We start from the raw sequence: 14,612 nt of genomic DNA on the forward strand, positions 1-14,612 counted from the left end.
ATGGGCGAGGTTCCTCTCACCATCGCCCAGTACATCGAGCTTCGCGGTGACATCGACCTCGACCTGCTGACCGAGGCCACGGTCCGTACCGGCCGGGAGTTCGGCTCCGGTTTCCTCCGCCTCGTCGAGATCGAGGGGATGCCCTACCAGTACGTCGACAAGTCCCTCGACGACGCCATCACCTACGTCGACCTCCGCGGCGAGGGCGATTCCGTCGACGCCGCCGAGAAGTGGATGCGGGCCAACTACAGCGCCCCCGTCGACCTCCTCGAAGACCGCCTCGTCGTGGTCTACCTGCTCCACGTCGGGGAGAATCACTACTTCTGGTTCTGCCGCATCCATCACATCGCGCTCGACGGATTCGGCGCGATGGCGCTGATCGCACGCATCGCCGAGATCTACACGGCGCTGGTCGAGGGCACCGAGCCGCCGGCCTGCCGCGCCGAGGACCTGGTCCGGATCGTCGAGGACGAGCAGCGGTACCGCAACTCCGAGCGGTTCGCGAAGGATCGCGAATACTGGGCCGAACGCACCGCGCACCTGCCCGAGGCCCCGAGCCTCGCCGGTCGTGCGGCCATGGTGGGCAAGTTCGCGCGGCTCTCCTCCGAGGCACTGCCCGAGTCCACCGCCACCCTGCTCGACGAGGCCCTCGGCGGCAGCAACGCCAGCTCCGCGCCCATCGTGGTGGCCGCATTCGCCGCGTACCTGGCCCACATGACCGACCGGACGGACGTCGTCCTCAGCCTCCCGGTCTCGGCGCGCACCACCGCCACGCTGCGCCGTTCCGGCGGAATGGTGTCGAACATCGTTCCGCTCCGGCTCCAGATCACCCCGGAGATGACCGTCCCCGAGCTGGTCAAGAGCGTTCAGATCGAGCTGACCGGCGCCCTGCGCCGCCAGCGGTACCGCCACGAGGACATCCGCCGGGACGCGGGAGCGCCCCAGGGGCAGCGTGGCTTCTTCGGTCCCTCGATCAACATCATGATGTTCCACAGCGAGATCAAGCTGGGGACGGTCACCGGACACCAGAACGTCCTCACCACCGGACCGGTCGAAGATCTCTCCCTGAACATCTACCAGGGTGTGGCAGGCAGCAAGATCCACATCGACTTCGAGGCCAACCCCAACCTGTACTCCGCGGACGAGCTGGACCGTCACCACAGCCGCTTCTTCGACTTCTTCGAGCGCTTCCTCGGCGCCGGCGACGACGCCTCGGTGTCGGACCTGGCCGCGATGAGCGACGAGGAACGCGCACAGGTCGTGACCGGGTGGAACGGCGACGTCGTGTCGCCGCCGGCGGGGACCGTCGTCGACCTGTTCGACGCCCAGGTCGGGCGCACCCCCGACGCGACGGCACTCGTCTTCGACGGCGAGGAGCTCACGTACGCCGAGTTCGACGCGCGGGTGAACCGTCTCGCCCGGACGCTGATCGGCAGGGGAGTGGGTCCGGAGACGAAGGTCGCCCTCGCGATCCGCCGCTCGCTCGACTCCATGGTCGCGATGTACGCCGTCGTCAAGGCGGGCGGCGCGTACGTGCCACTCGACCCCGACCACCCCGCCGAGCGCACGGCGTACGTACTCGAGAGTGCCCGCCCGCTGTGCATCCTCACGGTCGCGCGCGACGGCCTCGTCTTTCCCGCCGATCAGGACGTCCTGGAGATCGACGCCCTGGATCTGAGCGGCGTCCCGGCCGGCCCGATCCGCGACGACGAACGGGCAGCCGATCTGCGGCCGGCGAACCCGGCCTACGTCATCTACACGTCCGGGTCCACCGGACGTCCGAAGGGCGTGGCGGTGAGCCACGCTTCGGTCCTGAACCAGGTCACGTGGATCGCGTCGCGCTACGAGCTCGATGCGAACGATGTCGTGCTGCAGAAGACCCCGACGACGTTCGACGTGTCGGTGTGGGAACTGTTCGCCGCACTCGCCTCCGGGTCGCGCCTGGTGATCGCCGCACCCGAGGGGCATCGCGATCCCGCCTACCTCGCCGACGTGATCGCGCGCGAGAAGGTCACGGCGACATCGTTCGTCCCGTCGATGCTGTCGGTGTTCGTCGCCGAAGCGGACCGCGAACAACTCGTCAGCCTGCGCGTCGTTCTCGTTGCGGGAGAGGCGTTTCCGCCTGCCGTCGCCGCGGCGTTCCGCGCGAAGTCCGACGCCGGGTTGCACAACCTGTACGGCCCCACCGAGTTCACCGTGCACGCCACCGCAGGCGAGGTGGATCGGGAGACCCTCCACACGATTCCCATCGGCACCCCGGTGTGGAACACCGAGGCGTACGTGCTCGACGGCCACCTCCGGCCCGCTCCCATCGGATCCGCAGGAGAGCTCTATCTCGCGGGCGCCCAGGTCGCGCGCGGCTACGAGGGCAGGCCGGAGCTCACGGCAGAACGCTTCGTGGCCAATCCTTTCGGCGCCGCGGGAACCCTTCTGTACCGCACCGGCGACCTCGTCAAGTGGCGTGTCGACGGCAGCATCGAGTACCTCGGCCGCACCGACTTCCAGGTGAAGGTGCGCGGCCTGCGCATCGAACTGGGCGAGATCGAGGCCGCGATGTCCTCGTATCCGCATGTGGCGCAATCGGTTGCGGTCGTGCACGACAGCTCCCTGGGACAGCGGCTCGTCGGGTACGTCGTCCCCGAACCCGGTTCGGCGGTGGACGTCGAGGATTTGACGGTCCACGTCGGCCGCGCGGTGCCCTCGTACATGGTTCCCGACGCCGTCGTGGTGATCGCCGAGATGCCGGTCGGCGCGAGCGGCAAACTCGACCGGAAGGCCTTGCCCGAACCCACGTTCGCGGCGGAGTCCAGTGAGTACGTGGCCCCTCGCAGCACCATGGAGGAGTCGATCGCCGGACTGTTCGCCGAAGTTCTCGGTCTGCCGCGGGTCAGTGTCGGCGACTCGTTCTTCGCGCTCGGTGGCGACAGCATCGTCTCGATCCAGCTGGTGTCCCGCGCGAAGGAAGCCGGTGTCCTGTTCACGGCCCGCGACGTCTTCGAGCGCAAGACCGTGGCCTCGCTCGCCGAGGTCGCGAAGTCGGCATCCGAGTCGGCGACGGTGCACGTCCTCGAGGAACTTCCCGGCGCCGGTATCGGCACGATGCCGCTGACACCGGTCGTGCACTGGATGACGGAGCTGGGCGGCGACTTCCACCGCTTCTCCCAGTCCATTCTCCTGGCCCTGCCGCCGAAGGTGGAGCGGGACCGCCTGGTGCGCACGCTGGCGGCCGTCGTCGATCGCCACGACGCTCTGCGTTCGTCGTTGCGCCGCACCGACTCTCCGGCCGGATGGTCGCTGGAGGTCGCACCGATCGGCTCCGTCGACGTCGACCGGCTCGTCGATCGCGTCGAGTTCAGCGAGGGACCCGGCACCGACTCGTTCGAGGCGCTCGCCGCGCACGCCCTCGACCGCACGGTGGACAAGCTGGACCCAGCGACCGGCAGCGTGGTGCGTTTCGTCTGGTTCGCGCCCGCAGAGGACTCCGGCGATCTTGCACCGCGGGACGGCGAGGACGGCGTCAGCGGGGAGGACGAGAGCACCCCGCAGACGGGACGACTGCTCGTCGTGATCCATCACCTCGCCGTGGACGGGGTGTCCTGGCGAGTGCTGGTGCCCGACTTCGCATCCGCGTGGGCGCAGATTGCCGCCGGTGCCGACCCGCTGCTCCCGGCGGTCGGCACGTCGGTGCGCCGCTGGGCGCACGGCCTCGCCGACAACGCCCGGAGCGCCCGCCGCGTGGCCGAACTCGACCACTGGCGCACCACTCTCGACGGTGCGGACCCGCTGATCGGTTCGCGCGCCCTCGACGGCCGCGACACGGTCTCGACCACCGGCCGGGTCCGCCTGGAGGTCCCGGCCGACGTCACCGACGGTCTGCTGACCGACGTGCCGCGCGCGTTCCACGGCGGCGTCAACGACGGCCTCCTCACCGCCCTCGCCCTCGCCGTCGCGGCGTGGCGCGCGGAACGCGGCGTCACCGAGTCCTCGACCCTCGTGCACCTCGAAGGCCACGGCCGCGAGGAGACGGTGCTGCCCGGCGCCGATCTCTCCCGCACGGTCGGCTGGTTCACCAGCATGTTCCCGGTCCGGTTGTCGGCGCCCGGCGTCGACGTGCGCGACGCCCTCGCCGGCGGCGCGGCCGCAGGTCGGGCCGTCAAGTCGGTGAAGGAACAACTCGCCCGGGTACCCGAGCACGGCATCGGCTACGGAATGCTGCGATTCCTCAACGCCGAGACCCGCGCGGTTCTCGCGGCGTTGCCGAGCCCGCAGATCAGTTTCAACTACCTCGGCCGCGTATCGGTGGGCGAGATCCCCGACGCGTTCCGGGCGGCGGGCTGGGTGCCCGACACCGACACGATGGAGCTGACCGGTACCCGCAACAGCGAGATGCCGGTGCACTTCGCCCTCGACATCAACGCGATGATCGTGGATGTCGAAGGTGAACAGCGACTTTCGGCCACCGTCGACTTCCCCCAGGGCGTCCTCACCGACGCCGAGGTGGGCGAGCTCACCGGCCTGTGGACGCGCGCGCTCGAAGGGCTCGTCGAACACACGAAGCGGCCCGGAGCCGGTGGCCGGACGCCGTCGGACCTCGACCTCGTCTCCCTGAGTCAGAGCCGGATCGACACCCTCGAGAGCGACTACCCCGCACTCGCCGACGTCTGGTCGCTGGCCCCGCTGCAGGTGGGCTTGCTGTTCCACGCGTCGCTGGCCGGTACCGCCACCGACGTGTACACCACCCAGCTGGTGATGGACCTGGGCGGGTCCGTCGACACCGACCGCCTCCGCCGCGCCGCGGAATCACTCGTCGCGAGGCACCCCAACCTGCGCACCGCGTTCGTCGCGGGCGACGACGGCACCGGCATGCAGGTGGTCGTCGACCGGGTGGACGTGCCGTGGACGCACGTCGACCTCTCGGCCGTGTCCGAGTCCGACCGTGCTGCGGAACTCGAGGCGCTGATGCTCGCGAACCGGACCGACCGGTTCGACATGACCGCGCCGCCTCTCGTGCGATTCCTGCTGGTCGAGACGGGCGAGGACCGCTACCGGTTCGCCGTCACCAACCACCACATCCTCCTCGACGGCTGGTCGCTGCCGATCCTCATCCAGGATCTGCTGACCCTGTACGCGGTGGACGGCGACGCGCTGGCACTGCCGCAGCCGCGTCCGTACCGCAGCTACCTCGAGTGGCTGTCCGCGCAGGACCCGCAGGTGCCCGTGGCCGCCTGGACGAAGGCCCTGAGCGGCATCGAGGAGCCCACCCTCCTCGCACCCGCGCACGCGGAGACCGCCCCGACGCTCACCCCCGGTGAGCTGGTGATCGACCTGCCGGACGACCTGCTCGCCGACATGACCGCGCGCTCGCGCGAACTCGGCGTCACCATGAACACCCTCGTTCAGGCCGCGTGGGGAATCGTGCTGGGCAGGCTGACCGGACGGGACGACGTGGTATTCGGCACCACCGTCTCGGGTCGTCCGCCGCAGGTGCCCGGCATCGAGTCCATGCTCGGGCTCTTCATCAACACCCTGCCGGTGCGGGTGCGCGTCCGGGCCGGCGACGCCGTCCGCACCCTGCTCGACCGCATCCAGCACGAGCAGACCGAGTTGCTCGATCACCATCACGTCGGGCTCACCGACATCCAGCAGGGACTCGGCCTCGGCGCGCTGTTCGACACGCTGATGGTCTACGAGTCCTACCCGCTCGACCGCGAGGCGCTCACGAAGAGCAGCGACATCGAGGGTCTCCGCGTTCTCGACGTGACGTCCAACGACGCCACCCACTACCCGCTGGCGATCGTCGCGATGACCGACCCGCGGCTGCACTTGACGGCCAAGTTCCTTCCCGAGATCTTCGAGGCCGCCGAGGTCGAGGAGATCATGGAGCGGGTCGTCCGTGTGCTCGGTGCGCTGTCCGGGGACGTCGACACGCTCGTCGCGGACATCGACATCCTCGCTCCCGGCGAGCGTGCGTCCCTGCTGGCGGCGCACGGCACCGACGCCGCCGCACCGCTGTCGCTGCCGCAGATCCTCGCCGCGACCGCAGCCGAGAACGGTGAGCGCATCGCGCTGGTCGCGGACGGCGAATCGCTGACCTACGCGGAACTCGACGCGCGCTCGAACCGGCTCGCCCGGGTTCTCGTCGATCGCGGTGTGGGACCGGAAACGTCTGTGGCGCTCGGGATGACGCGCTCGCTGCACTCGGTGATCGGAACGTGGGCCGTCGCCAAGGCCGGCGGCACCTTCGTGCCCGTCGACCCCCGCTACCCGTCCGAGCGCATCGCACACATGGTCGTCGACTCCGGTGCGATTCTCGGCCTGACCGTGGCCGCTCAGCGCGACACCCTTCCCTCGGACGTCGAATGGCTCGCCCTCGACTCGTCCGAGTGCGACGCGCTGTGGGCCGCGAAGTCGGCGGAGCCGGTCACGGATTCCGAGCGGACCGCGTCGGTTCAGCTCGAGCATCCGGCGTACATGATCTACACGTCCGGTACCACCGGTCTGCCCAAGGGCGTCGTCGTCACCCACACCGGTCTGGCCAACTTCTCCGCCGAGCAGCGCACCCACTACGGGGTGAGCCCGTCGGCGCGGACTCTGCACTTCGCGTCCCCGAGCTTCGACGCGTCCGTCCTCGAACTGCTGCTCGCCTTCGGCTGCGGCGCGACGATGATCGTCGCGCCCGCCGACCTGTACGGCGGTGAGGAACTGCGAAACTTCCTCGCGGACAACGAAGTCACCCACGCCTTCGTCACGCCGGCCGCGCTCGCGTCGGTGGAGCCGGCCGGACTCGACCGGCTCGAGGTCGTCGTGGTCGGCGGCGAGGCGTGTCCGCCGGAACTGGTGGAACGCTGGGCGACGGGTCGTCGGATGTACAACGGCTACGGACCCACCGAGGCCACCATCATGAGCAACGTCAGCAACCTGCTGGTGCCCGGGAGCCGGATCGAGATCGGCGGTCCCGTCTGCGGTGTCACCGTCTACGTTCTCGACGAATTGCTACGCCCGGTACCTGTCGGCGTGGCGGGGGAGTTGTACATCGCAGGCCCAGGCCTCGCCCGCGGCTACCACGACCGTCTCGGCCTCACCGCCGAACGATTCGTCGCGAACCCGTTCGGCGACAGCGGGAGCCGGATGTACCGCACGGGCGACATCGTCCGGTTCGTCGTCGACCACGGGCACCGCGCCGGCTACGGCGTGGAGTACGTCGGCCGCAGTGACTTCCAGGTGAAGGTCCGTGGTTTCCGGATCGAGCTCGGCGAGATCGACGCCGCTCTGGTCAAGCACCCGGACCTCGAATTCGCGGCCACCCTCGGCACGTCGATGCCGTCGGGTTCGACCGCCCTCGTGTCGTACGTGCTGCCCACCGCGGGCGCCGCGGTGGACGTGGCCGAGGTGACGCATTTCGTCGGCGACATGCTTCCGGCGCACATGGTGCCGAGCGCCGTCCTCGTCATCGACGAGATCCCGCTCACCACCGCAGGCAAACTCGACCGGAGGGCTCTGCCCGAGCCCGACTTCGACGCCCTGCAGGGCGAGATGATCGAGCCGCGCACGCCCACCGAGGAACTGGTCGCCGGTGTGCTCGCCGACGTGCTCGGCCTCGCGAAGATCAGTGTCGCCGAGTCGTTCTTCGACCTCGGCGGCAACTCGCTCGTGGCGACGAAGGCTGTCGCCCGGCTCAACGCTGCCGCGGGTACCCGTCTGGGTGTGCGCGAGTTGTTCGAGGCGCCGACCGTGGAACGGCTCGCCGTGAAGGTGGCCGAGCAGGCCGGCACCGGCTCCGACCGGCCGGTTCTCGTCGCGCGGCCGCGCCCCGAGCGGGTTCCGCTGTCGATGGCGCAGCAGAGCATGTGGCTGATGAACCGGTTCGACACGGCGTCCTCGGCGTACAACATTCCGCTCGCCGTGCGTCTGTCCGGTTCGCTCGACATCGACGCGATGTCGTCGGCCGTGTCGGATGTACTCGCGCGGCACGAGTCGCTGCGGACCGTGTTCCCCGACTCCGGTGACGGCCCGTACCAGCAGGTCGTCGACACCGCGCAGGTTCCGTTCGACCTGACGCCCGTCCCGGTGACCGAGGCCGAACTCCACACGGCGCTCACCGAATTCGCCACCGAAGGATTCGACGTCACGGTCGCGCCCCCGCTGCGTATCCGGCTGTTCGCCACCAGTGAGAGCGAGTTCCTGCTCGTCCTCGTCGTACACCACATCTGCGCCGACGGCGCGTCGATGTCGCCGCTCGCGCGCGACGTCATGGTCGCGTACAGCGCGCGCACCGCCGGTGCGGCTCCGCTGTGGCAGCCGCTGCCGGTGCAGTACCCCGACTTCGCGCTGTGGCAGCGCGAGGTCCTCGGCGACCCCGCCGACACCCGGTCGCTCGCGGGCAAGCAGATCGCGCACTGGGCCGACACCCTCTCCGGGGCACCCGAGCTGATCGACCTCCCGCTGGACCACGCACGCCCGGCCAGGCAGTCGATGCGAGGCGATTCGATCGACTTCGCGATCACCCCCGAACTGCGGCGCGGCCTCGAAGCGGTCGGCAGGGAACGCGGCGCCTCGCTCTTCATGGTGACGCACGCGGCGTTGACGACGCTGCTGTCGCGGCTGAGCACGAGCGACGACATCACCGTCGGCACCCCGCTCGCCGCACGCAGCGATCAGGCGCTCGACGACCTGGTGGGCATGTTCGTCAACACCCTCGTCCTGCGCACCCGCGTGCGGCCGGGGGATTCGTTCGCCGATCTCGTCGAACGGGTCCGCGAAGGCGACCTGGCGGCGTTCGGCAATTCCGACGTGCCGTTCGAGAAGATCGTGGAGGCACTGCGGATCCGGCGCTCGGCGGCGTACTCGCCGCTGTTCCAGGTGATGTTGTCGTTCCAGAACAACCGGATGGACGCGCTCGAACTGCCCGGGCTGACCGTGCGCGTGATCGAGGACATGGCGCAGGGCGCCAAGTACGACCTCACGTTGACGATCACCGAGAAGGCCGACGAGTCGGGTGAACCGGCAGGCCTCGGCGGCAGGTTCACGTTCGCCACCGACCTGTTCGAGCGGAGCACCGCGGAACGGATCTCCGAGCGGTTCGTCCGGATCCTCGAGGCCGTCGTCACCGATCCCGGTGTCGCTGTAGGCGACATCGACATTCTCACCGAACACGAGAGAGCAAAGTTGAGCCCTGTCAGGCCCGCACGCACGATGACCGTTCGCGAGCTGCCGCAGCTTCTGGCCGCTGCGGTCGAGGTCGCTCCCGACGCCGTCGCCGTCGCTCACGACGGCATGCAGGTGACGTACCGCGAGTTCGACGAGCGGCTCCGCTTGATGTCCGCGCCGCTGTCGGAGCGGGGGATGGGTCCGGACGCGATCGTCTCCGTGGTGCTGTCCGGTCTGGTTCCCACGATCATGATGGCTCCGCCGTCCGAGGACGGGAAGGACGGCTTCGGCACGATCCTCGACCAGGTCATCGCGGACGCGCACGCCCTCGTCGGTGACATCGAGATCGCCGCGCCCGCACCGGAGATCGTTGCGACGCCGGAGGCGGAGGTCACCGAAACGTCGGGATGGCCCCTCGAACTCTTCGTCACGCGCTGGCAGGAGTGGGTCGAGCGCGACCCGGAGGCTCGCGCCGTCGTGGCGGGCGGCGTCGAGACCAGCCGCGGCGAATTGAACCGCCGGGCCAACCAGCTCGCACGCGAACTGCTGTCCCGTGGTGTCCGCCCCGACGACGTCGTCGCACTGCTCACCCCCCGTTCGGTCGAATGGGTGATCGGGATGCTCGCCACCTGGAAGGTCGGCGCGGCGTACTCCCCGTTCGACCAGAAGTGGGGAATGGAGCGGATCACGGGCCTCGTCGAGGACAGCGGCACGCGGACCGTGGTGGCCACCCGGTCCTGGAGCGGGCTCACCGAGGCACCCACGGGGAACGCGGCGCTCGACGACCCGATCGTGCTCGACGACCCCGAGACGGCGCGCCACCTCGAATCGCTCGACGACACCGACTTCCCGCACGACCCGTGGTCGGACGAGCACGCAGGCACGCGCCTCGGGCACGTCATCTCGACGTCGGGCTCGACCGGGCGGCCCAAGCCCACGATGGTGCCGATGCTGGGCCTGTCCAACAACTATCAGTCGTACCAGTGCGACCTCCGGGTGAAGGACGGCACCGGACTGCTGATCGCGAACTCCCCGCTGTTCGACCAGACCCAGAAGAACATCTGGGTGGGTCTCGCGTACGGCGGTGTGCTCCACCTCGCCGACGACGGCTTCGATCCGGGACCGATTCTCCGCATGATCGGCACGGGCGAGGTCCAGATCACGAACCTCGCACCCAGTGCGTTCGAAGTCCTCACCGAACTGGACACCGAGGGCGTCCTGCCCAATCTGAAGGTCGTCCTCCTCGGCGGTGAGATGCTGCGGCCTGCAGCCTGCACGGCGTTGATCGGCACGGACTCGCGCCTGCTCAACAACTACGGCCCGACCGAGGCATCGGTCACCTGCTCCTCGTACGAACTGGACCTGTCCACCGGGGATGCCGAGTCGTGGCCGGTCCCGTTCGGCGCCGCGTTCCGCGGTGTCCGGTACCACGTGCTCGATGGCCGGATGCGCCCCGTGCCGCCGGGAGTGACCGGTGACCTCTACATCGGCGGCCAGGTCCTGGCCCGCGGGTACGGCAACATGTTCGGCACCACCGCGTCACGATTCGTGGCGAATCCGTTCGAGGGGCCCGGCGCCCGCATGTACCGGACCGGTGACCTCGTCCGCGAGCGTGCCGACGGCGGGCTCGTGTTCGTGGGCCGCAGCGACTTCCAGGTGAAGATCCGCGGTCTCCGAATCGAACTCGGCGAAATCGAATCCGCACTCAACGCGACCGACGCGGTGCAGAAGTCGGTGGTGGTCGTCCACGACAGCGAGCAGGGTCCCCGGCTCGTCGCATACGTCACCGCGACCGCAGGCGCCGAACTCGACGTCGATGCGACGCTCGACGCACTGCGGCACGTGCTGCCGTCGCACATGATCCCGGACACGGTGATGGTGCTCGACGAGATGCCGCTCAACGCGAATCTCAAAGTCGACCGCAAGGCCCTCCCGGAGCCGGTCTTCGCCACGAGCACGGTCGAATTCGTCGCGCCGCGCACCCCGCTCGAGGAGGTCGTCGCCGGCATCTTCGGTGACATCCTCTCCGCGACGCGAGTGAGTGTCGACGAGTCGTTCTTCGACCTGGGCGGCAACTCGCTCAGCGCCACCCGCGTCGCTGCCCGCGTCACGTCCGCGACCGGCACCGAGGTCGGGATCCGTGATCTGTTCGAGGCCCCCACGATCGCGACCCTCGCGAAGCTCGTCGAGGACCGGGCTCACCACGGCTCCACCCGGCCGGCACTCGTCGCGGGCGAGCGCCCCCGGGAGTTGCCGCTGTCGCTCGCGCAGCAGCGGATGTGGTTCCTCAACCGTTTCGACCCGTCGTCGCCGGCGTACAACGTTCCGCTCACCGTGCGACTGCGCGGCGAGCTGGACGTCGCCGCGCTGGCCGCGGCGCTGTCCGACGTCGTCGCGCGGCACGAGGTGCTGCGGACCGTGTTCCCGGACTCCGATTCCGGCGCGCACCAGGTGATCCTGCCCGCCGCCGGCATCGACCTCGCTCTCGAGCCGGTCGACGTCCGCGAGGAGGACCTGCGGGACCGGATGTTCGAGTTCGGTTCCACCGGCTTCGACGTCACCGACACGATCCCGGTCCGGGCCCGCCTGTTCCGGCTCGGCGCGACCGACCACGTCCTGGTGCTGGTCATGCACCACATCGCGTCCGACGGCGCGTCCACGTTGCCGCTGGCCCGCGACGTCATGACGGCCTACGCGGCCCGTCAGGACGGGACGCAGCCCGCCTGGCCGGCGCTGCCCGTCCAGTACGCCGACTACGCGCTGTGGCAGCGGGACGTTCTCGGTTCCGAGGACGACCCCGACTCCCTGGCCGCGGCGCAGATCGACTTCTGGTCGAAGACCCTCGCGGGTGTGCCCGACGTCCTGGCACTCCCCACCGACCGGCCCCGCCCGACGGTGCGGTCGATGGCAGGCGCCTCCGTGGGCTTCTCCGTCGACGAGGACATCCACCGTCGTCTCGGTGAGGTCGCGCGCGCACACAACGTGTCGCTGTTCATGGTGCTGCACGCGTCGCTGTCCGTTCTGCTGGCACGGCTCAGTTCGAGCACCGACATCGCCATCGGCACCGCCGTGGCCGGTCGCGGTGACGAGGCGCTCGAGAACCTCGTCGGCATGTTCGTCAACACACTGGTGCTGCGGACCGAGGTCGAGCCCGGAACGTCCTTCGCCGAACTGCTCGAGCAGGTCCGCACCCAGGACCTCGCCGCGTTCAGCCATCAGGATGTCCCGTTCGAGCAGTTGGTGGACGCCCTGAAGCCGACCCGGTCCACGGCGTACTCGCCGCTGTTCCAGGTCGTGCTGACCCATCAGGTGAACGGCATTCCGTCGCTCGAATTCGCCGGACTGGAGGCGACACCCGGCGCCGTGGACGTCGAGTTCAGCAAGTTCGACCTCACCGTCGACCTGCGCGAACTGTGGTCGGACGAGGGTGCGCCCACCGGGATCACCGGCGTTCTCGGGTTCGCCACCGAGATCTTCGACGCGGAGACCGTGCAGGGCTTCGCGGACCGTTTCGTGCGGATCCTCGCCGCCGTCGCAGACGGCGGAACCGACATCGCGGTAGGGGACATCCCCATCCTCGACGCCGAGGAGACAGCGGAACTGACACCGGTCCGCGGTATCGAGGGCACACCGCCCACGACTCTCGTCGAACTGTTGTCCGCGGCGGTCGCCGCGAACCCCGACGGGGTCGCGATCGTCTCGGGCGGCGACAGCATCACCTACCGCGAGCTGGACGAGCGCTCGAACCGTGTGGCGCGCATCCTGATCGAGCGCGGAGTCGGCGCGGAGACGTTCGTCGGACTCGGCATCACCCGCTCGATCGCGTCGATCGCCGGCATCTGGGCGGTCGCCAAGAGCGGCGGCGCGTACGTGCCGATCGACCCCGGGTACCCGGACGAGCGCATCGCGCACATGGTCACCGATTCCGGTGTGGCGCTCGGGCTTTCCGTGAGCTCCGAGGTCGGCCGGCTTCCGGCGGGCGTGGACTGGCTGGTCCTCGACAGCGAAGACTTCGAGAATGCCGCCGCGCGGTACTCCACCGCTCCCGTCGCGGAGGCGGAGCGTCGCACGGCGGTGACACCGGCCAACAGCGCCTACGTGATCTACACGTCCGGCACCACCGGGCAACCCAAGGGCGTCGTCGTGACGCACCGGGGTCTCGCCAACTTCGCGGCCGAACAGCGTGAGCGTTACCAGGTGACGACGGACTCGCGGACGCTGCACTTCGCGTCGCCGAGCTTCGACGCGTCCGTTCTCGAACTGCTGCTCGCGGTCGGCGCCGGTGCCACCATGGTGATCGCTCCCACCGATGTGTACGGCGGACCCGAGTTCGCGAAGTTCCTGCGCGAGCACCGCGTCACGCACGGCTTCGTCACGCCTTCGGCGCTGGCGTCCGTGGATCCGTCCGGGCTCGACGACTTCCAGTTCGTCGTCGCCGGCGGCGAGGCCGTCCCGGCGGAACTCGCGGCGCGCTGGGCACCCGGACGTTCGCTGTTCAACGGATACGGTCCCACCGAGACCACGATCATGACCAACATCAGCGACCCGATGGCCGCCGACGGCCCGGTCACGATCGGTGGTCCGATCCGCGGCACCAGCGCGCTGGTCCTCGACGATCGGCTCCGCCCCGTTCCGGTCGGTATCGCAGGTGACCTCTATCTGTCGGGTCTCGGACTCGCCCGTGGCTACCACCGGCGCACGCCGCTGACCGCGGGACGCTTCGTCGCGAACCCGTACGGTGAGCCGGGCGACCGGATGTACCGCACCGGCGACGTCGTGCGCTGGACGAAGGACGCGGACGGTGCGCTGACCGTCGACTACGTCGGCCGCTCGGACCAGCAGGTGAAGGTCCGCGGGTTCCGCATCGAACTCGGCGAGATCGACGCGGTGCTCGCCAAGCACCCCGCCGTCGACTTCGCCACGACGTCCGTGCTGCCGGGACCGTCCGGGGATTCGGTCCTCGTGTCGTACGTGCTTCCGGTGCCGGGCGCCGAGGTGGACGTCACCCGGATGCTGGACTTCGTGGGCGAGTTCGTGCCCACGTACATGGTGCCGTCGACGATCGTGACCCTCGACGCCATCCCGCTCACCCCGGTGGGCAAGCTCGACCGCCGCGCCCTGCCCGAGCCCGAGTTCCTGGCGGAGGACCGTGAGTTCCGTGCCGCGGGAACCGCTCTCGAGCAGCGGGTGGCCGCAGTGTTCGCGGAGGTGCTCGGTGTCGACGTGGTCGGTGCCGACGACTCCTTCTTCACGCTCGGCGGAAACTCGCTCGCCGCTACCCGCGTGATGGCGCGGATCAACGAGGCCGTCGGCATCGACGCTCCGGTGCGCGAGATCTTCGAGGCTCCCACGGTGGCGCAGCTGGCGCGCAGGCTGGAAGAGCTCGGTGTGGACGGCGGCGCCCGACCGCCCGTCACCGCCGGACCGCGTCCGGACCGGCTGCCGCTGTCGCTGGCCCAGCAGCG

General features: G+C 69.6%; 1 protein-coding gene (cut by a window edge). It reads left to right on the forward strand.

The genetic code is table 11. From position 1 onward, the window contains the following. On the forward strand, nucleotides 1-14,612 hold the 5' portion of the coding sequence (locus ACLIVD_RS12460; protein ID WP_491932546.1) for a non-ribosomal peptide synthase/polyketide synthase. 19,117 nt of this gene lie beyond the right edge of the window; 14,612 of the gene's 33,729 nt are visible here — the first part of the coding sequence; it begins with the start codon at nucleotides 1-3; its stop codon lies beyond the right edge, outside the window.

It is taken from the genome of Rhodococcus sp. G6(2025), assembly GCF_058628105.1.